The organism is Sorangium sp. So ce1504 (genome assembly GCF_051521635.1).
In the GTDB taxonomy this organism is placed as follows: domain Bacteria; phylum Myxococcota_A; class Polyangia; order Polyangiales; family Polyangiaceae; genus Sorangium; species Sorangium cellulosum_B.
Window position 1 is genome coordinate 12,824,372 of the sequence record NZ_CP150365.1, and the last position, 20,421, is coordinate 12,844,792.

At 70.0% G+C, this 20,421-nt stretch carries 14 protein-coding genes and 1 pseudogene; 7 read left to right on the forward strand and 8 right to left on the reverse strand.

Features of this window, described 5'->3' with window-relative positions; genetic code table 11:
- Window positions 1-300: 300 nt before the first annotated feature.
- Window positions 301-2,745: a cellulose binding domain-containing protein gene (locus WMF39_RS48410; protein WP_437743211.1), complete on the forward strand. Its 2,445-nt coding sequence runs from the start codon at window positions 301-303 to the stop codon at window positions 2,743-2,745.
- A gap of 352 nt (window positions 2,746-3,097) precedes the next feature.
- Here the strand turns inward: WMF39_RS48410 and WMF39_RS48415 are convergent, their stop codons facing one another.
- Window positions 3,098-4,015 (reverse strand): class I SAM-dependent methyltransferase, encoded by a 918-nt coding sequence (locus WMF39_RS48415; protein ID WP_437743212.1) that lies wholly within the window; start codon window positions 4,013-4,015, stop codon window positions 3,098-3,100.
- A gap of 521 nt (window positions 4,016-4,536) precedes the next feature.
- Between WMF39_RS48415 and WMF39_RS48420 the strand changes: the two are divergent.
- Window positions 4,537-5,171, forward strand: a pseudogene (locus tag WMF39_RS48420) (LLM class flavin-dependent oxidoreductase); the annotation flags it as partial.
- 10 nt (window positions 5,172-5,181) lie between these two features.
- Here the strand turns inward: WMF39_RS48420 and WMF39_RS48425 are convergent.
- Window positions 5,182-6,378 carry an FAD-dependent monooxygenase gene (locus WMF39_RS48425; RefSeq protein WP_437743213.1) on the reverse strand — a complete coding sequence of 399 codons (1,197 nt, stop codon included), beginning with the start codon at window positions 6,376-6,378 and terminating at the stop codon, window positions 5,182-5,184.
- A gap of 195 nt (window positions 6,379-6,573) precedes the next feature.
- On the opposite strand from WMF39_RS48425, the gene WMF39_RS48430 reads away from it, so the two are divergent.
- Window positions 6,574-7,155, forward strand: coding sequence for a hypothetical protein (locus tag WMF39_RS48430; protein ID WP_437743214.1), 582 nt, complete (start codon window positions 6,574-6,576; stop codon window positions 7,153-7,155).
- 88 nt (window positions 7,156-7,243) lie between these two features.
- Here the strand turns inward: WMF39_RS48430 and WMF39_RS48435 are convergent, their stop codons facing one another.
- Both WMF39_RS48435 and WMF39_RS48440 read right to left on the reverse strand, forming a co-directional pair.
- Window positions 7,244-8,626: an AAA family ATPase gene (locus WMF39_RS48435; RefSeq protein ID WP_437743215.1), complete on the reverse strand. Its 1,383-nt coding sequence runs from the start codon at window positions 8,624-8,626 to the stop codon at window positions 7,244-7,246.
- A 126-nt stretch (window positions 8,627-8,752) separates the two neighbouring features.
- Entirely contained in the window at window positions 8,753-10,438 is a 1,686-nt protein-coding gene (locus tag WMF39_RS48440; protein WP_437743216.1) for a DEAD/DEAH box helicase, read from the reverse strand.
- A gap of 215 nt (window positions 10,439-10,653) precedes the next feature.
- Here WMF39_RS48440 and WMF39_RS48445 point away from each other — a divergent pair, with 215 nt between their 5' ends.
- Complete coding sequence (locus WMF39_RS48445) at window positions 10,654-12,066, forward strand: CotH kinase family protein (RefSeq protein WP_437743217.1); 1,413 nt, start codon at window positions 10,654-10,656, stop codon at window positions 12,064-12,066.
- Between the two features lie 62 nt (window positions 12,067-12,128).
- Here WMF39_RS48445 and WMF39_RS48450 read toward each other — a convergent pair whose 3' ends face one another.
- Window positions 12,129-13,166 (reverse strand): hypothetical protein, encoded by a 1,038-nt coding sequence (locus tag WMF39_RS48450; RefSeq protein ID WP_437743218.1) that lies wholly within the window; start codon window positions 13,164-13,166, stop codon window positions 12,129-12,131.
- A 647-nt stretch (window positions 13,167-13,813) separates the two neighbouring features.
- Here WMF39_RS48450 and WMF39_RS48455 point away from each other — a divergent pair.
- On the forward strand, window positions 13,814-15,304 hold the full coding sequence (locus WMF39_RS48455; protein ID WP_437743219.1) for a HEAT repeat domain-containing protein: 1,491 nt from the start codon (window positions 13,814-13,816) through the stop codon (window positions 15,302-15,304).
- A 37-nt stretch (window positions 15,305-15,341) separates the two neighbouring features.
- On the opposite strand, the gene WMF39_RS48460 is transcribed toward WMF39_RS48455, so the two are convergent.
- Window positions 15,342-15,920, reverse strand: a complete 579-nt coding sequence (locus tag WMF39_RS48460) for a hypothetical protein (RefSeq protein WP_437743220.1) — start codon at window positions 15,918-15,920, stop codon at window positions 15,342-15,344.
- 33 nt (window positions 15,921-15,953) lie between these two features.
- A complete protein-coding gene (locus tag WMF39_RS48465) occupies window positions 15,954-16,802 on the reverse strand; it encodes an SDR family oxidoreductase (RefSeq protein ID WP_437743221.1) in 849 nt (282 codons plus the stop codon).
- Window positions 16,803-17,050: 248 nt separating this feature from the next.
- On the opposite strand from WMF39_RS48465, the gene WMF39_RS48470 reads away from it, so the two are divergent.
- Window positions 17,051-17,215, forward strand: coding sequence for a hypothetical protein (locus tag WMF39_RS48470; protein WP_437743222.1), 165 nt, complete (start codon window positions 17,051-17,053; stop codon window positions 17,213-17,215).
- A gap of 301 nt (window positions 17,216-17,516) precedes the next feature.
- Here the strand turns inward: WMF39_RS48470 and WMF39_RS48475 are convergent, their stop codons facing one another.
- A complete protein-coding gene (locus WMF39_RS48475; RefSeq protein ID WP_437743223.1) occupies window positions 17,517-18,629 on the reverse strand; it encodes a hypothetical protein in 1,113 nt (370 codons plus the stop codon).
- Between the two features lie 351 nt (window positions 18,630-18,980).
- Between WMF39_RS48475 and WMF39_RS48480 the strand changes: the two genes are divergently transcribed.
- On the forward strand, window positions 18,981-20,177 hold the full coding sequence (locus WMF39_RS48480) for a glycosyltransferase (RefSeq protein ID WP_437743224.1): 1,197 nt from the start codon (window positions 18,981-18,983) through the stop codon (window positions 20,175-20,177).
- Window positions 20,178-20,421: the final 244 nt, after the last annotated feature.

Consider the following 20,421-nt stretch of genomic DNA (forward strand, 5'->3'; position numbering starts at 1 on the left):
GTACTGCTGAGCTTGACAAGGCTCCTTTGTTTGCCAATAGCGTTCGTCACACCGAGAGCGACCGCCCGCCGCGCCGGTACGAGCGCGCGGCGTGCGTCGTCAGGTGTGTGCCCCGGCATCACCGCCGAATCACGGCATCGCGCATGCGCATCGGGTCATCCCCAGCGCTTGCCAGGCCATGAATCCGGACGCTAGATCGGTTCGAGTGTCAGCAGATCTGCGTGGCGCACGGGGTGGTTCGTCGCCCTGCCGAACGAGGCGCGACGATAGGACGCTTCATCACCAACTTGGGTAAGATCTATGCACAACTTCAGCTTCCAGAGCAGATGGGACATGTGGGCGGCCGCAGCAGCGCTGGCGCTGCTGCCGGCATGCAGCGACGGCTCGGCGGAGCCGGTCGGCACATCGCAGGCCGCGCTGCAGGGCGCGAACGGGATCAGCGCGGATCGCGTGATGGATTCGCAGTGGGCTCAGGGGTACTGCGCGCACATCGTCGTGAGCAACCAGCACCCGAGCGCCACGACGGGGACGTGGAGCGTCGCGCTCGACGTCGGCCCGGGCGCCATCTTCTCGTCCTGGGATGGCACGTTCAGCGGGAGCACGGGTCAGATCACGGTCACGCCTCAAGGCAGCAATGCGGCGATCCCCCCGTCGGAGAGCCGCCAGTTCGGGTTCTGCGCCAGCATCCCGAGCCAGGGAATCGAGCCGGTCGTGCTGTCGGTCAGCAGCGACCTGCCGCCGATGGGCAGCGGCGTGGCGATCGCGGAGTACAAGCTCCCGGCCGCGATCGACGCGATGGTCAGCCCTGACTACGCGACCGAGCTCTGGGCGTCCTTCTACCGCCCGGCGAGCCTCGAGGCCGGCAGGCAGTATCCGCTGCTCGTGTTCATGCACGGGAACCACCCGACGTGTGGCACGGGCGTGAATCCTCGTACGGACAACAACAACCAGTATGCCACGACGGGGACGTGCCCGGCGAACTATGTCGTCGTCCCCAACCATCGCGGCTACGACTACATGGCCGAGGACCTCGCCGCGCGCGGCTATTTCGTGGTGTCCATCAACACGAACCGGGGTATCCATGCCGCGTCGGGCTCGCCCAGCGACGAGTTCGTCATCGGGCCACGCGGACGCCTGCTGCTCCGCCACCTGGAGCGGCTGAGCCGCTGGGACAGCGGCGCCGAGCCGACGCCCCCGGAGCTCGGCGTGGATCTGCTCGATCGCATCGATTTCGATCAGGTGGGCCTGCTGGGGCACTCGCGCGGCGGCGAGGCCGTGCGGTTCGCCTACAACGAGTACCGCCGGAGCGGCAGCCCCTGGCCTGCGCTGATAGAGAGCCCGGTGGGCATCCGCGGGATCTTCGAGATCGGTCCGACCGATCAGGGCCAGAACGGCCAGCACCTGAACGCTGACCAGACGGCCTGGAACGTGATCCTGCCGGCCTGCGACTGGGACCTGAGCGATCTGCCCGGGATGCGCCCGTTCGATCGCATGATGAGCATCGCCGAGCCGGAGCCCCTCTCCAAGTCCTTCTATCATGTGTGGGGCGCCAATCACAATTACTACAACAGCGAGTGGCAGATCGCGGACGGGAACAGCGGCGGGATCCAGGGCTGCATCGACCATGAGGAGCTCTTCGATCCGCTGGAGTACGGCTCGCCGGCGCAGCGCGAGACGGGTCGCCTGGCGGCCGTTCAGTTCTTCACCGCCAATGTGGGCGCGGAGCGCGACGAGGCCGCGAACGCCCTGTTCGACCCCGCCTTCCCCTTTCCGGACGTCCCGTACCGCGTCCGCCGCGGCTACCATCCGGGCGGAGACGCCGCCGACAGCCTGCTGCTCGAGGATTTCATCAATCCGACGGGCACGAGCTCCTACGGCCTGCCGAACACCACCGGCGGCACCCTCTCGGTGGAGCACACGGCCCTGAGCGGGCACGACCCTTCGCTCTCGGGCGCCTGGATCCACGACGTGGCCGCGGGCAGCGCGACGTTCTTCCAGTCGAACTGGTCCGCCGCCGGCACGGGCTTCGATCTCACGGGGTACGACACCCTCGATCTTCGCGCCGACCGCGGCTGGGGCTCCGACCCGACCGAGGCGTCGTTCCTTGTGGAGCTCGTGAACGCCGACGATACCCGGTCGAGCGCCGTCGCCATCGATGAATTCCTGGAGCTCGGTCCACCGCCGCGCGCCGGCACCACGCTGCCGACCGCGCGCATTCCGCTGTCCTCGTTCAGCGGCGCCACGCTCGCGTCGGTGCGCGGGGTTCGTCTGACCTTCACCACCCCGCTCAACGGAAACAGCCTGTACCTGGCGAACATCCGCGCCACCCGTGCCACCACCGAGGCCCTGGCGGCTTCGGGGCAGCTCGCCTCCGTCGCGTCGAGCGCGGCGCCGCCCAGCGCCCGTGAGCGCGCCGCCGGCGCGACCCTCCCCGAGCAGCGGCGGATCACGGCGGGCAATGCCATCCAGAGCGTGAGGCGCAGCGGGGCCGACGCCGTCGAGCTCACGCTCACCAGCGCCGAGTTCTTCGACCTCCGCGCCACCAACCTGGTGCTCACCGTCGGCGCCGAGCGAAGCACCGCGGCTCGCCATCCGAACGGCGATCTCCACACCGTTCAATTCCTGCTCCCGCGCGCCGCCTTCGACCGCCTCGGCGCGCAGGAGCCGGTGAGGGTCGACTACGGTCCAGGCTCCTCCGTGGCCTGGGACTTCGGGCACCTCGACAAGACAGCGCTCGCTCCCTGAGCCGACGACGGCGCGCCCTGGCCCGCATCGAGGACCAGCCGGGGCGCGCCGCCGCCACTTCACACGCGCCGAGGCTCATTCCCACGTCGTCGCTCTCGTCGCCCATGCGGGCACTGGGCCATCGCAATATCGGGCAGCGACGGATAGAGTGCCGTCCTGAGCGGATGCCATCGTTGATGGCGCACAGCTCGTGCTCGCCGCTCGCCAAGCGCGGCGCGTTGCAGTGGACCGCGCCGGCCGATCCCGACGCGGTCCTGCGCTGGTCCTGGTAGCGGCGACATCATCAGGCGCTGGTGCGCAGCTGTCACTACCGGCGCCGTGGTGCTCGGCCGCCGTAAGTACAACTGTAGTACTACGCTGCCCTGGCGGTGCGAGGGGGATCCTTGCGGAGTGCGATCTCGACGTAGGGCAGGAAGGCCTCGATGGGCGTGTCCAGCCAGCGGCACAGGGTAGCCTCGCATAACGAATACGCCGCGAAGACGAGCTGATGAGCGCCGCCACGCCGGCCCGCGAGGGCTCGCGTGCGCACGCGCTGGCGCCAGCGGGCGAGCGCGCGGTCATCGCGGCCGGCAGGGGGGATGAGCGTGGCGCCCAGAGGGGCGAGGGTGCGTTGGACCTCCCAGAAGGTGATGCCGCGCTTGTGGCCGAGCCGCGCCGCGCGGTCCGGCGCGAGGTTGGACCACCAGCGGGTGGTGTGGGGGCCGCAGGGGAAGATGCCATTGCCGGAGCCCGAGACGATGATATTGCCGCCAGGCTTCACCACGCGGTACATCTCGGTGAGCAACACCCGGCGCAGATGGCGATCGGGGACGTATTGCATGACGGAGTTGCAGACGCAGATGTCGAAGCTGTCGTTCCGGAATGGGAGCCGGGAGGTGTCCGGTACGTAATGGAAGCGGACGCGGCCGTCCATGCGATGGGCGCGCCTGCGCCAGTCGCTGGCCTCGTGATTGAGGAGGTTCGGTTCGACGCCCGTGACGGCAGCGGCGCCGGCCCCGATCATCGCGAGCGAGAGCCCGCCCGTGCCGGAGCCGAAATCGAGCACCGACTTGCCTGCTATGCCGCAGCGCTCGACCAAGAACGGAATGATATTGCTCTGGTGGTGGTCAACGAGGCCCATCAGGAACGCAGCGTCCGCGCAGGTAGGCGGCGGGACGTCGCTGCTGTCGGCCTGCGCCTCGTCCGAGACGCCAGCGCCCCGGCGGACCAGAGCACAGAAGTTTTGCCATGCCTGATGGTTCAGGCCACCTGGCTCAGTCTGGAGATCCATTTCGTTCGACCTTTTCCTCGAGCGTTATGTTCCGTACTGGCGCGGTGACACGGCGTACGCCATCGGCATAAACTTCGCCGGTCGCCCGACCACGAGCGACGAAGATTACCTGGAGTTCCGGTCTGCGCCAGCACGGAGGCTCTTCACGTCGGGGAGTGAGGGCCAGCCCTGCCCCGAGGTAAGCTTGTGTTCAGGATCGTCCCCAGGAGGGGGGCGCGGGGCTATGTACGCCAAACACCGTATGCGGCCGGGCCGTAGGATGGGACAGTCGCTATGCGGATCGCGGCGGTTGGAGCGCGCTCGAAATCACCCGTCGCCGCGTGTCCCGATGGCTCGCCCGAAGAACCATTGCTGCGGCTCGTGGCCTTGATTCCTCCGTTGAAGTTTCCGCTCATGAGATAGCATGGCCTGGTCGCGCCTCGCCCGTCGTGCCGCTCTCTCGTGACGCCAGAGCCACGTCCCCTTCGAGCCCATCATCCTCCTGTCCGCCCTCTCGTCGGTCACGGAGCATATCGGACTCATCGCCACTCAACGTGGCGCGCTCGCCGCAGGGGTACCCGGTTCGCGTGCAGGTGGGCTCGTCGGAGCCGGGCAAGGAGCTGGCGGCGCGCACAGCGGAGGTGATCTTCACCGCCCAGCAGACCCTCGCGGACGCCCGGGCCTTCTATGCGGACGTGAAGGGACGCCTGGCCAAGTACGGGCGCAGCCCCGAGCACCTGAAGATCATGCCCGGCCTCTTCCCCGTCGTCGGGCGCACCCAGGCCGAGGCGCAGGCGAAGTTCGACGCTCTCCAGGACCTGGTCCATCCGACCGTGGGGCTCGCGCTGCTGTCGGGGATGATCGGGGGATTCGACCTCTCGAAGTACCCTGTCGACGGGCCGATACCGGAGCTCCCCGCCAGCAACGGCGGCAAGAGCCGTCAGGCCCTGCTCCTGGAACTCGCCCGGCGCGAGGACCTCACCATCCGCCAGCTCTATCTCCGGATCGCCGGGGCACGCGGGCACAAGCAGCTCGTGGGCACCCCGGAGACGATCGCCGACCTGACGGAAGAGTGGCTGTTGAACGACGCCGCCGACGGCTTCAACGTGATGCCGCCCACCTGCCCGGCGGGCTCACCGACTTCATCACCCTGGTGGTCCCCGAGCGCCGCCAGGGTCATGCGGCTGTCAGCCTCCATTCGAGTACTCGGGGAGCTCGATCTTGTCGGCCGCGGAGGAGCCGAACCACCCCTCGCGGCGTTGCAACAGGGGAGTGGAAGCGAGCCAGAGGACCCGGTGGAGGAGCGAAATCCCGAGCCTCGACTTCGGGTGCGCGATCCAGGGGACGCCTGGCGGGAGCTTCTGGGCCAGGTCGATATAGGGGCGCATGAGCTTCTCATAGGCCACGAAGGCGTCTCGATGGCTGGCGTGCCGCGACAGCTCTCCCGCGAGCACGTAAGCGCCGACGAGAGAGAGGCTCGCGCCCATCCCGCTGACCGGCGACGGGCAATACGCAGCGTCACCCACGAGCGCGGCGCGACCGTGTGACCAGCGTGGCGCCATGACCTGGCTGACCGCGTCGAAATAGACGTCCTCGGAGTCTGCCAGCGCCGCGAGCACCCGCGGCGACTCCCAGCCGGTGCCGGCATAGACGCGCGCGATGACCGCCTTCTGCTCCGCGACGCTCAGCCTTTCATAGCCGCGTGGGGGCGACAGGAACCAGAGCGACGCCCGGGTGGTACCCGTATTGTCTGGACGCAGGAGTATCGATCGCCCGCCGGGGGCGTGATACCAGCGAGCCCAGGCGCTGTCGGATGCTCCGCGGGGAATCGTGAAGTAGCTGGCATACAGGTCGAGCGGGCGAATCCTCGGCTCATCGCCGACGATGAGCGTACGGGTTCGCGAGCGGATGCCATCGGCAGCGACCACGAGTTCGAACTCGCGCGCCGCGCCATGCTCGAAGGAGACAGTCACCCGGTCGCCGTGGTCCCGGAGGCCCGTGATCTGGTCACCAAAAACATACTCCGTCGTGTCTCGGGTGCGGTCGTAGAGAATCCTGGCGAGGTCACCGCGGAGGATCTCGAGCTCCTTGGTAAACCCACCGGTGTCCGAGCTCTCCGCGGGGAACTCGGCCCTGGTCACGTCGTGCTCGTCGACGAAGCGGAGTCCCAGCTCCCCCGTCGTGGCGGCTCGGATGTCGCCCTCGATGCCCATGCGGCGCACAACCTTCCGCGCCGCGCCCTGGACGTCGATGTTCTGCCCGCCGAGCCGGAGTGCGTCGGCGCGTTCCACGACGACGGGTCGGAATCCGTAGCGCGCAAGCCAGAAGGCGAGCGCGGGACCGGCGATGCTCGCCCCCGAGATCAAGGCCGTCCGATGTTCCACCGGTGGAGTGTCACCGGGCGGGGGCAGGTGTCAACCCCGTCCGGTCCGACCCGATCCTCACCGCGGCTGGATCATCGCCGGGCTGTCGCGTCGCGGTCCGCTCGGCGGGGCTCGAGCCCTCGGGTATCCTCGGGGCGTCGTGCGGGCGCCGGCCTGGCGGTGCGTTCGGCCGCCGCTTCGTCTATCCTGGTCGCCATGATCAAGCGCAGCGGGAGCAGCCGAGTCGCGCCGGCGGACGACGTGTTCGCCGCGAGGAAGCGCAAGCCGGTACCGCACGAGTTCGTGCTCGACGCGCTCGCCCCGCTCGGGCCCGAGACGCGGCCGATGTTCGGCTGCCTGGCGGTCTATGTGGAGGACAAGATCGTCCTCATCCTGCGCGACAAGCCCGCGCCCGCGCAGGACAACGGCGTCTGGCTCGCCACGACGGAGGAGCACCACGCGGCCCTGCGCCCTGAGTTTCCGAGCATGCGAAGCATCGAGGTGCTCGGGAGCGGGGTGACGGGCTGGCAGGTGCTCCCGGCGGAGGCGCCCGATTTCGAGGAAGCCGCGCTGCGGGCCTGCGCGCTCATCGAGGCGGGCGATCCGCGCATCGGGAAGGTGCCGGGAGAGCGGCGGAAGCGGGGCGAGGCGCCGGCGAAGAGGGCGGCGGCGAAGAAGGCACCGGCGAAGAAGGCGGTGAAGAAGGCGCCGGCGAAGAAGGCGCCGGCGAAGAAGGCGCCAGCGAAGAAGGCGGCAGCGAAGAGGGGCGAGAAGGCGACCGCAAAGAGGGGATCTTGAGCGCCCGCGGCCCGAGTTCCTTCGCCAGGTAGCTGTCGGTCATCATCGCGAGCTGCGAGCGGCCGTGCCCATGGCGATGGCTGGGCGATCACCCTCCTTCGATCATCTTCTGCGCCGCGAGCAGGCTCTTCGTGAGACCGCCTCCGCACAGCACGAGCTCCCGGATCGCGTCGTCGAGGTGCCGATCGTCCACCACGATCTCCTGCCCCTCTTCAGCGGCGAAGACCGCCGCCTTGCGAAGCAGCTCGCGGATGAAGGCGCCGCTCGCCCCCTCGGTGCGCGCGATCCACCGGGGCAGATCGACCCCCTTGAGCGTCAGCCCGCGTCCGTAGAGCTCGAACATCCTGCGGCGGCCCTCGCCATCCGGCAGCGGCACCTCGATGGCGAGATCGACGCGGCCCGGTCGAGATGCAAGCGCGGGCTCCAGGATATCCGGACGGTTCGTGGTCAGGAGGAACAGGACGTCAGCGTCTTCCCCGAGGCCATCCATCTCGTTCAGGAGCTCGAAGAGCACCCCATTGCACGACTGGTCTGGCCGCGTGCGATCTTCCGCGACGAGATCCACGTCCTCGAGCACCACGGTGGCGGGTTGGAGGAAGCGCGCCATGGCGCACGATTGCCGGATGAGGCCCTGGGAACGGCCCGTCAGCAAGATGACCGTCCGCCCCTCCATGCGGCTCGCGAGATACATGGCTGTGAGCGTCTTCCCGGTCCCCGGAGGCCCGTGCAGCAGAACGCCGCGCTTCAGGTGCCGGCCAGCGGAGAGGAGGGGGCGCGCGTGCTCTGAAATGCGAATCGTGGAGCGCTCGATGCGCCGGAGCAGGTCTCCCGGCAGGATGAGGTCCCCTGCTCCGACCTCTCGCAACGGACGGAAGCTCACCTCGATGGTGCTGCGGTCCACCTGGTCGAGCGACACCACCTTGCCGCGGTAGACGTTGCGTTCGAGCATCGTCCGGCGGAGCATTGCGAGGAAGCGCTCTCCCGCTTCGCGCTCCGGCGCCATGACGCTCACCGTGAGGCCACCGTCCCATGGTCTCTCGCTGCCGCTGACGAGCACGGCGAGGCGTTCGGGGGTGTGTACGAGGAGAAGGCCGCATCGCAGGCATGAGACCTTCTGGCCTGCATCGAGATCGACGGTCTTGTATTCGACGGGGCCGATGGTGGGACCACCCTCGAACAGGCCCGACTCCGTCGCGGTGGCGAGCTGCCCGAGCCGAATGCGGTTGTAGGAGTCGCGTCCGATGAGCCCGAGGAGCGCGTGCGATCGTCCCCCCTCTCCCAGCATCGCGTCGAGCGCGACCTGGACGTTCGGACGGTCGTACTCCGGAAAGCTCGCCTCCACGATGGGAAGCGCCGCGGGGTCCAGCTCGAAGTGATCACGAAGCTTCTTTCTCAGGACGGACTCGTCCTTGCTGACGCGCTCGTGGGCGAGCTCGATGAGCTTCCGGAGGACGTTCATGCCGAATGACATGACCGCATGCTACGTCATGCCGTCGGGCGTTGAAAGGCCGAGGCGGAAATGGGGCGAGGCGCTGGCGACGAGGGCCGGGAACGCGACGGCGAGGAGGGAATCTTGGCGTCGCGATGCAGCTCCTGGTCAGCGCTCCTCGCGCGGCGCGGTGACCCTCGCCCACACCGCGAGGATCATCACCTGTTCCATGGTGCTCGGCGGGGGATAACCCCTCGGGGGCTCGGCCGGCAGGGGCACAGGGGCCTTTGCCCTGCGCCATGCCGCGTCGTGGCGCGCCGAGGCCCCGGCCGCGGGGCCGCGGCGCGCGACCTCGTAATCGACCGCGGCCACCGCCTCTTCGAGGGTGGAGAAGCGCTCGACCAGCTTGCCATCCAGCAGGACGTGCCACCGCTTTCCCCGACCGCCGCGGGCGAGGACGACGACCTCGCTGATCGCGCCGGGCTTCCTCTCGTAATGGAGCGCGAGGCCGAAGCGGCCGAGAGAGGCCCACGCATTGCGCGAGATGGCCATCACCTCGGGGTCGACGCGGAGGCTCAGCGGATCGAAGTGCGCGGCGCGCTCCTGGATCTCGCGCAGCGTGATGCGGCCCGCCTCGACCTCGAACCCGGGGTAGTCGAAGGTCACCTGCCGAAAGAAGCGGCTCGCCTCCGAGGCGTCCCTGCCCTCGAGGTCGAGGTCGCGGGGCATGCCGAAGAGCGAGGGCAGCGTGCACAGCTGGAGCGAGGAGAGGTCGACGAAATCGAGGATGAGGCAATCCTTCTTGCCTGGATGGAGGCGCGTGCCGCGCCCGACGCACTGGGCATAGAGCCCATCCGAGCGGGTGGGGCGGGCCATCGCGATGCAAGAGACGCCAGGGTCGTCGAAGCCCTCGGTGAGGACAGCGACGTTGGTGAGGACCTGGACGCGCTCTTCCCGGAAATCGGCGAGGATCCGGCCGCGGAGGTCGGAGGGCATGTCGCCGTGGACATAGGCGGATCGGACGCCGAGGTGGTTGAGCGCCTTCGAGAGGTTCCTGGCGTGCGCGACCGTGACGCAGAAGGCGATGGTGCGGCGGTCGCGGGCGAGCTCTTGAATGGAGCGGGCGACGAGCGCGTTGCGCTCCTCCAGGTCCACGGCCTCCTCGAGCTCGTCCGTGGAGAAGTCGAGGCCGCCGGCGTCGAGGGGGGAGAGGTCGGTGGCGGTGGCGACGCGGTAGCCGGTGAGGGGGGCGAGGTAGCCGTCCGCGATCATCTCGGTGAGGGAGCGGCTGTAGACGATCGCCTCGAAGACATCGTCGAGCCCTTTGCCGTCGCCGCGGGCCGTCGTGGCGGTGAACCCGAGCAGGGTGCCTGTCCACGCGGGGTCGAAGGCGCCGAGCTGGCGGAGGACGCGGCGGTTGTCGTCGGCGGGGGCGTGGTGGCATTCGTCGTAGATCACGAGGCCGATATCGCGGCCGCCGGTGACCTGCTCGAGCCGCTTCTCGTGGAGGGAGCGTATGGAACAGACGATGACGCGCGCGTCCGCCGGGGCGCGGAGCTCGCCCTGCTCGACGGCGACCATGGCCTGTCCGGCGAGGGCGCGCTCGATCTTGTCCTTGGCCTGGAAGAGGAGCTCTTCGCGGTGGGCGAGGACGAGGACCTGCCGCCTGGCGAGGCGGGCGAGATGGGAGAAGATGACCGTCTTGCCAGCGCCGGTGGGGAGGCACACGACCATGCGCCGGATGCCGCGCCTGCGGGCCGCGAGGACGGCGTCGACGGCGGCGCGCTGGTAAGGGCGAAGGGCGGGCGCGCCGGGGCTCATCGGTGCTGAGGCGGTGGTGGTGGTGGTCGTCATGAGCGCTCGCGCGGGCGTCGCGCACCATAGCCCGGAACCCCTGTCCGTGCTCTTCGGCGATCGGCAGCTCCCGCACGCCATGCAACGAGGGAACCCCCTCTCGACGCGGCGCCCCCGAGGAGCCCCGCGGCCGGGCCGATTGGAATTGACATCGACCATGTGAGCGAACACATTTCACGAACGGTTTCCTTTGTCTTCGCCCTGGATGTGTCGTCATGCGCATCGAGACCTTCGTCGGCTGTGAGTCGACAGCACTGCTAGCGTCGGCCCTGTGCGGCCTTGTCGTCGCTTGCTCCGAGCCCGCGGGACCCGGAGCGGCCGGAGCGGGAGAGGGGAGCAGCGGAGCCGGCGCTGGCGCCAGCGACAGCGGGACGACGGGCGGCAGCGGGGGCCAGGCGGGCTCGAGCGGAGGGGCCGGCGTCGGGACGGGCCAGACGGGGGCGGGTGGGCACGGGTCGGGCGGAGCAGGAGGCGGTCCTGATCTCAGCGCCGAGATCTACGACCGCACCAACCTGCCGCGCTTCGACATCGAATTACCCCCGGAGTCGGTTCAAGCCCTGCAGCAGGTGTCGGGCCCGGACGATCCGCTCCAGGACGAGTACGTCTCGGCCACGCTGCGCTACGGGGCGGTCACCGTTTCGAACATCGGGCTGCGCATCAAGGGCGAAGGCAGCTTCCGCGGCCTCGACGAGAAGGCGCCGTTCAAGCTCAAGTTCGACGAGTTCGTGGACGACCAGACCTTCCTCGGCCTCGAGCGCATGACGCTCAACAACATGGTCGAAGATCCGTCTTTCCTCGCGGAGCGCCTGGCGTACGACCTCTTCCGCCACGCCGGCTTGCCCGCCCCGCGCTGCAACAGCGCGCTCGTGGTTGTCAACGGTGAGTTCTACGGCGTGTATGCGAACGTCGAAGCCGAGGACACGACCTTTCTCTCGCGCTGGTTCGCGAGCAACGACGGAAACCTGTACGAGGAAGGGCAGGTCGACTTCGTGCCGGGCGCCGAAGCGGAGTTCGATCTCGAGACCAACGAGGCCGCGAACGACCGCACGGACCTCGCTGCGCTGATCGCCGCCGTGGACACGGCGAAGCGCGCGACGTTCCTCGAGGACATCGGCGGCTCGCTCGACACCGATCACTTCCTGCGCTTCACCGCGGCCGAGGCTGCGGTGAACCAGTGGGACATGTACGCCTACACGGTCTTTTATCCGAACAACTTTCGTATCTACAACGACCCCGCCTCCGGGAAGTTCGTCTTCTTGCCGTGGGGGATGGACCTCTCGATGAAGCCCTTCCGCGACTCGGGCAAGCCCCACATCGCCCTGTTCGAGCTCGCGCGCCAGGGGGACCTCGCGAACGGCGCGATCTCGACGGGGCTCATCTTCCGGCGCTGCCTGGAGAGCCCAAGCTGCGTGACCGCCTATCGCGGCGCGGTGGAGAGCATCATCGAGGCGTACGAGAGCGCCGACCTCGAAGGGCTCGCCAACAGCTACTACGAGCAGATCCGCGAGCAGGTCGCCGCCGACCCGCGCAAGGAATACTCCCAGAGAGAGTTCGAGCGGGGCTTCCAGAGCTTGCTCGACACCATCCGCGAGCGCCCGGACGCGCTGCGCGCGGATCTGGCCAGGTAACGCCGCCGGATCGGGCGGCTTCGCGCCGCGCCGGGCCGATTGCGACGGCGCGGTTGGTCCGTTCAGCGGCGGTCGCGACGCCGCCGCGCGCGGCTCGCGAGGGACAGAGCGAGCCCGATCGCGGGCAACGCCCAGCCGGACGAAGCGCCGCTGCCCGCGCCGACCGAGCAGCCGACGCTGACGTGATCGCCATCCGGGTCCTCCGGAGAGTCACCGCCACCACCCGCCCCGGATCCCCCCGAGCCGCCGGCACCCGTATCGGGGGCCTCGCAGGAGCTCACGTCGTTGTCGGCGCAGAGGTGGGGGGCCTCCTCGCAGAACGCCGCCCTCGCGCTGCACCAGGCCTCCTCGAAGCCCTGGGGCGGAGAAGAGCACGCCGCGATGTTCGCGGCGATCTGCGCCGGGTCGGCCGGGAAGACGGCCGTCTCGCCCGCGTCGCCGTGCGGAACGCAGGTGCGCTCTTTCTCGACGGTCGTGCCGTCGATGAGGTTCCTGTACGTGAGCTGGTAGCAGTACTCCGTGGCCGCGACGTCGTACGTCTGGCTCGGGGACTCATTCCAGACCGTTTTCTTGCCGAGCTCCTCCCCGTCCGGGCTCGAGAAGGTGACGACTTGCACGTACTGGCTCTCGCCGGCGTCGACTCCCCCGCTCACAGTGAGGAAGACGGTGACATAACGCTCCATTTCCTCCGCCACGCAGCGCTCTTCCGGACCGCAGGTCCCCGGGAGCTGATCGACGGTGCAGCAGCTCATCTTGCCGTGCCAGCGCTCTTGCACGATGACGTGGCTCTGGACAGGGATGGCGCCCACGTCCATGTCGACAGCGGTGCTGGCGTAGATCTCCGAGATGCCGGCGCTGAGGTCCTGACCCTCGATCTCGACCTGGTAGGTGTGGCCGTCGACGAGCGGGGCCGCGGGGCGAAAGGCGAGCACGCTCTCGCGCTCGCCGACGGCGACGTCGGCGACCTCCTCCTGGGTGCCGCTGATGGCCTCGCCCGTGTCCTTGTCCTTCACCAGAAGCACGGGGGCGCTCTCCGGACAGTTGGAGTAGCAGCTGACCCGGGCCACGATGACCCCGTCGATCGGCACGACGCCAAACACCCCGGACAAATAGCGCCCGTCCGGCACAGGCGTGCAGGCAGAGCTTGGACGGGAGATACCGAGAGCGCCAAGGCCTCCCATGACGGCGAGAGTCAACGCGGTGAAACGAGAATAAGGCATCGAAGTTCCTCCTCGAGCGACCCGACGCGGGTCAGCTCCGCGCGGGCATTTGCAGGGACCGCGCCGGTATGCAGACGCCGTGCCGACCGCGACTCGCCCGAGCACCGCGAGGTCCTTGTGGGTCCCAGCGCGTGTCGCGCATGACCGTGGTGTCAACCTGTGCCGGCCGCCCTGTGTCATCTCGACCATTGGGAGAAGAGATATCCGTAGAATTGCTCGAGATCCACCTGGTCGAGCGCCTGCACCGGGCGACCGCTCGTTCCCGTGCACGTTGAGCGCGCCGGGGATCTGCCTGGCGGCGAGGAGGAGAATTTCAATGCAAGGGCGCAAGAAGGCATGAAAATGGTTCTCCGCTGCCAATGCAGGTGCTACGTCCCCACGATGGCCGGGGCCCATGACGGCCTGCTGCGTCCCGACCCCTGTGCGCTCGCAGCGACGTGGCGGTCGGACAGCCACCTGGACGAGTGCGTGGCGCCGCGCTCCGGCGGCGCACGACAGTGCCCGCGCGCGGGTGCTAGCGTGGGACCATGCGCGAGCGCCTCGACGCGATCATCGCCAAGCTGGCCGCCGTTCGTGAGCGGGGGCTCAAGTGCTTCGGCAGCGACGCCCATCGCTTCGAGCTGCGGCCGCCGGCCGCCGAGGCCGAGGTCGCCGCCTTTGAGGCCGCGCGGCGGGTGCGGTTGCCCGAGGACTACCGTGCGTTTCTCCTGCACGCGGGGCACGGCGGGGCCGGGCCGTTCTACGGGCTCATGACGCTCGCAAAATGGGACGACGCGCGGTACGAGGCGCTCGACGACCTCGACGCCGAGTGTCCGCTGCACCCCGACACGCTGCCTCCGGGCGAGGGCTGGCTCGAGGCGCTCTTGCCCGGCGAGGAGGAGGCGATGGACCGCGCGCTGTGGGGCACGCTGAGCCTCGGCTCGCAGGGCTGCAGCTACTACACGCAGCTCGTGGTCACCGGGCCTGCGCGCGGGCGGGTCGTGTACATCGACCTCGACGGCGGGCGCCCGTACTTCCCGGAGAACGCGGGCTTCCTCGACTGGTACGAGCGGTGGCTCGACGAGCTCCTGGCCGGGTGCAAGATCCATTGGTTTGGCACCAGCATGCCGGGCTTTGAGCCCGAGCTGGCCGATGCGCTGCGCCGGGGCGAGCGCATCGCGGATGCGCTGGTGGCAATGAGGCGACTACCGCGGATCGGCGAGGGCACGCTCGATCGGGTGATCGCGCGGCTCGATCACCCCGATGCTCGCGTCCGGGAGGGGGCGCTCCATGTGCTCGGGGACTTCGACGGCGATGCGGGGGCGCGGGCGCGGCCGTTCTTGCGTGATCCGGAGCCGGGGCCGCGCCGGGCGGCCCTGGATTGCGTGTGCAAGGGCGATACGGCGCGCTGGGCCCCCGATGCCCGCGCCATGCTCGACGACGCCGACGGCTCGATCGCAGCGGCGGCCCTCAGCGCCCTGGATGACGCGAAGGTGATGACGCTGGCCGATCTCCTGCCGCGCCTGGGCGATGCGCGGCAGGGCGTGGCGGCGGATGCGGGCCGGCGCCTCGCGGCGATGGCCGGCCGGGGCGTGTCGCCGGCGGACGCGGCGGTGTTCGCCGCCGCCGCGACGGCGATGCTCGACCGCGCCGAGCCGCGCGTGGCGATGCACGGCCTGCAGGTGCTCGCGCACGTGGACGCGCCGGAGCTCGTGGAGCGGCTGCGGGCGTTCGCGCTCGGCGAGGAGCCCTCTCACCGGCTGAGCGCGTGCCGGGCGCTCGTGCGGCAGGATCGCGCCGCGGGCTTCGATGCGCTGGCCGAGCTGACGCGGCACGCCGATCCGTTCGTGCGCCAGGACGCCGCGCGCACGCTGGGTGAGCTCGGCGACGCGCGGGTGCGGCCGGCGCTCGAGCGGCTGCTCGAGGACGAGACCAAGCCGTTCGAGCGCACCGCGACCGGCACCCGCACCAACATTTACCGCGTGTGCGACACGGCCCGGATGGCGCTCGAGGCGATCGAGCGCCGCGCCAAGGCGTAGCGATCGCGGCTTCGTGGCGCGAAGCGGCCGGGGAGGCTCAACCCGGGTGCTGCTGCAGGCGGTGCAGGTGGTGCTCCTCGCCGTTCAAGGTCAGCACCGCCATGAACCCGTCACGCGCGAGCTGCTTCTCGATCCTGAGCTCGTGTGTTCCCTGGGGGACGGAGGTGTCGACGATGCGCGCGACCTCCGGCTCCAGGGCGCCGCCGGGGTAGCTGTAGATGTCGAGGCGCAGCGTGCAGGCGCGCTCGATCGTCGCGCGCGCGACGAAGGTGTCATTGGCCTCCGTCACCGAGAAGGCGCTCCCGAGCTCGCCCTCGACGGAAGATCTCCTGAGCGCCCAGGCGATCTGCTGGCTGGCGATCGGGGCGTACACGTCCAGCACCATCACGTCCTTGTTCTGCTCCTTGAAGCGCGCGTGGAGGCGCGCCCGGGTGGCGCCGTCCACGCCGCCGCCGAGCGTGATGAGGTCGAAGTCGCCGGCGTGGAACTCCGTGTCCGGCGACGCGCTCAACGTGCCGACAGCCGAGTGCCCCTGCTTGTTCAGCGCTGCCACGCTCCGCTCGAGGATATCGGCCCTCTTGCCGATGACGAGGATCCTGATCGCTCTCGATGCCATGCTCTTTCCTCCTTGGCGATCTGCCGCCGCGCCCTACTGGAACGCTTTCACGTGGCGTTCCAGCCATTCGTCGAACGTCCGCGCCCTGCGCCCGAGGAGCTGCTCGACGGCGGACGACGGCTCCTCTCCCTTCCCGGACCTGATCAACGCGAACGCCTCGAGCAAGGCGCGGATGAAGCCCTCGGGGAGCCTCGCCTTCACCATCGCCTCGCGGGCGGCGTCCTCGCTCACGTCGACGTACCTGAGCGGTCTGCCGATCGCGGCGCCGATCTTCGCCACCTGCTCCGCTGCGCTCAGCGCCTCCGGCCCGGTGAGCTCGTACTCCTTGCCTTCGTGCCCCGGCGAGGTCAGCGCCTTCACCGCGACCGCCGCGATGTCGCGCTCGTCGATGGGTCTCGTTCTGGCGTCGCCCAGGGGCTGGAACACCGCGCCCTGCGCCTTGATGGACGCGGCCCACCGGAGCGTGTTCGAGGCGAACCCTCCCGGCCGGAGCATCGTCCAGGCGACGCCCGACGCCTTGACCCTCGCCTCGGCCTCGCGGTGCCAGCGGGCGATCTGGACGTCGGGCGCGCGGGCGACGCTCGACGACGAGAGCAGCACGATGTGCTTCACGCCCGCCCTCTTCGCCGCGTCGGCCGCGTTGCCGGCGAGGTTCGGCAGGTCGCCGCCCGCGCAGACCAGGAACGCCCTGTCCGCGCCCGCGCACGCGGCGTCGAGCGTCTCGGGCTTCGAGAGATCGCCCTTCACGACGGCGATGTCGCCGCCGAGCGCCCCCAGCCTCGCCGGATCGCGCACGAGCGCGCGGACCGGCTGGCCCGCCTCGACGAGCTGCTCGAGCACCGCACCGCCAACATTCCCTGTCGCTCCGGTCACCAGGATCATCTGCCGCTCCCTTTCATCGCGTTCACCTTCCATGGCGCACCGCGCTCGCCTCGTCGGCGGGCCGCGCCCGAAGAGCAGCGTGCAACGGAGCCTCCTGTATGTCGGATCTCACGCCAATGTGTTGGAATAACTCTGCTCGTTTGTCGCCTGCCCACCGTGCGCTTCCGAGCGGGAAGTGCTCTGTCGGCCGAGATCAATCGCCCGGCATGCTTGCCGCGATCACCTCCGTTTGTCGTATCGTGGGCGTCGTGCGGCCTAGCCCACCCGCCTCGCCCTCCCGTCTTCGCGAGTACCTGGCCATCCTCGCTGGCGCGCTGGCCGCGGGCGCCTGTGGCGCGCTCTTCGACCTCGGCGTCCTCGTCGGCGTCTTTCTGAAGGGCCGACCCGCCCTCCGCCGAGCGCCAGGGCCGTGAGCAGGCGGGTTTTCCGGGCCGCGCTGCTCGCCGCCGCGAGCGCGCTGCTCGCCGCGTGCGCGCCGCTGCCCGCGCCGCGTCTCTTCGCGGGGAGCCTCGATGTGGCGCTTCCGACCACGAGCGGCCGCATCGCCGTCATCGCCGATTTGCAGCGCACCTCGTACCTGGAGTTCTGGCGCGAGTCGAATGATCCCGAGCGCGCTGCGCGCGCCGGCGGCTGTGCAGCCCAGCCGCCGGACGAAGCGGTCGAAGGTTCGCGTCGAGGACCGAGGCCCCGCGGCGCGGCGACGGGCGGCCCGCGCTACGCGGCCACACCGAGGGTGCCGATCTCCTCGAACTCGCGGATCATCCGATCGAGCCCGCCCTCGTCGACGCGGAGGCCGAGCGCCGCCGCGGCGTGGACGAGGAGCTTCCGCTCCCGCAGCGACGCGACCTTGTCCACGGCCGCCGCGATCTCGAGCGCGCGCAGCAGCGGGGCGCGCGCGCCCTCCGGCACGTCGCGGAGGCGCTCGATCCAGGTGATGTCGTCGGCGAGGCGCTCGTTCAGGCCAGCGCGCGCCGGGGCCGGCAGCCGCCGCAGCACGGCCGCGAGCAGCGCGGACTCCTCCGGCGTGAGGCGGCCGTCGGCGGTGAAGATGAACCAGAGCCCGTCGAACAGCCGATCGAGGTGCGGGCGCAGCGTCTCGTCGCAGAGCGCCTCGTCGAGCGCGCACCGGTAACGCAGGTATCGACGCGCGGTATCCCCGAGGCGCCGGGTGACTACCCAGCTCGTGATCGACGACGAGGCGACCGAGAGCACGGGCACCAGGTTGCGCGCCACGCTCTCGCCGGCGAGCCGCGCCGCCAGCTGCTTGGCCACGTCCGAGCCGCGCTCGCGCGCCGCGCGCACGAGCACGCCCGCTGGATCGTCCGTGTCCTGGGGGTGCTCCGCGACGCCGAACGCGAGGGCGAGAAGCGCCCACACGTCGGCCGGCTCGTCCGGATCGAACCGGAGCCCGAAGAGATCCGCGAGCTCGCAGAGCATCTGCACGTGCAGGAGCAGCCGGAGCACCGTCTCAGCGCCGATCGCGAGCATGGCCGCAGGGATCGCGACGAGCCCGCCGAGCCCGTTGGTCTCGGCCGTGGCCACGGCCGCGCCGGTCGAGAGCGCCCCGGTCGCGCCGCCCGCGAGCGCCGAGCGGATGCAGGCGCGCCGGATGACCGCGCGCGCGTCGGTCGACTCCGTCACGCCGGTCGACTCTGCGATGATCGCGGGGCGAGGCCGCCGGTTGTAGCGGCGCACCGCGCGGGACAAGAGCTCCTCGAGCCATGCATCGACAGGGCGCCCGCGCACGCCTGCTTCGCTCGTCGCCTCGCTCAGCGGGAGCGCCGCGGCCCCCGCTGCGTCACCAGGATGCGCAGCCTCGTCGCCCATGGATCAGGGCGGTTCAAGATGCATTCCGCGCCCCGCGGGCGCCGAGGCCGAGCCCGTTCGCAGCCCTGCCGAGATCGGCCATCGCCTTGGTCGGGCCGACAAGGATTCACCTGCTCCCTCACCGAGCAGGAGAGCACCTTCCGCTCACACGGCTCGACGAGCCAACTCAGCTCCAGGAGGCCCCGGCCGTCTGGGCCTGAACGGATGATCCGTTGTATGGGCGTCCTCGCCCTGCCTCCCGTCTCAGCATGTATACCGGAACTCAGGCGTTGATACGATGAAAAAACGCGTCTGCGGTGCCATCGTCGCCTCCGTCATCCACGCGGCCCGCGTGGTGGAAGGAGAGAGACGATGCGAGTAGTGCTGACGGGAGTGGGGACTCGCGGTGACGTGCAACCCGTGGTGGCCCTGGCCGTCGAGATGCGGCGTCGGGGGCACGATGTGAGGCTGTGCGTTCCGCCGAACTTCATCGACTGGGTGGGCGGCCTGGGCTTCACGGCGACCCCGATAGGCATCGCGATGCGGCAACCGAGCGGGGCCGCCGCGCCGGCCGCCCCGCCGACGCCGGAGCAGGTCCGCGCGTTGGTCGAGCACCTCGCGAGAGACCAGTTCGACGCGACCGCGTCGGCCGCCGAGGGGTGCGACGTGATCGTGGCCGGCGGAGCGCACCAGTACGCCGCGCGGTCCATCGCGGAACTGCTGGGCATCCCGTCCGTGGTCGCCGTGTACGCGCCGGTGGTCCTGCCGTCGCCGGACCATGCGCCCGGCGGTGAGCCCGGGGGCGACCCGGAATCGAACCTCCGACGCTGGCAGGACGAATCGCGGAGCTGGAACGAGCGCCTCCTCGAGCGGCTCAACGCCAATCGAGAGCGCCTTGGCCTGGGTCCGCTGAGCGACGTCTTCAGCCACATCCTGGGCAAGGCGCCGTGGCTCGCGACGGACTCGGTCCTTGGGCCGCTGCCGGCGACGCCCGGCCTGCAGGTCACGCAGACGGGAGCCTGGCTCCTTCCCGACCAGGCACCGCTCGTACCCGAGCTGGAAGCGTTCCTCGCCGCCGGCGAGCCGCCCGTCTACATCGGCTTCGGCAGCATGCCTGTCGACCAGCAGACGGGCCGTGTCGTCATCGAGGCCGTGCGGGCTGCGGGGCGCCGGGTCGTGCTGTCGCAGGGGTGGGCCGAGCTCGGTCTCGTCGACGACGCTCCCGACGGCATCGCGATCGGCGACGTCAACCAGCAGGCGCTGTTCCCGAGGGTCGCCGCGGTGGTGCACCACGGCGGGGCGGGTACGACAACGACGGCGGCGCGCGCGGGCGTCCCGCAGGTGATCGTCCCGATGTTCGCCGATCAGCCCTACTGGGCCTCGCGCGTCCGGGCGCTCGGGCTCGGGACGTCCGTGGCCCATGGAGCGCTGAGCGCGGAGTCCCTTCTGGCCGCGCTGGAGGGCGCCCTCGACCACGGGGTCGCTGCCCGCGCGGCCGCGAGCGCGGGCGCCGTGGCGGTGGATGGAACGGCCGTCGCCGCCGACCTCATCGAGCGGGCTTCCATGTGAAGCTCGGGTGATGGCCGCGTTCGTCCGGCCGTGTCAGCAGGTCGACCCAGGGTGATGCTCAGCTCGAACGAGCCGGCAGAGACATTGTTGTAGCTGTCGACGAAGATGTCGAGCGGAGTCCCCGCAGCCACATCCAGCGTGACCGACTCGGGGTCTCCGGCGTAGCCGGCGTCCAGGCAGTTGATCTCGGTCGCGCTCTCGCCGCAGTCCGTCCGCACGTGGAGAACGAGATCGGCGGATCCCG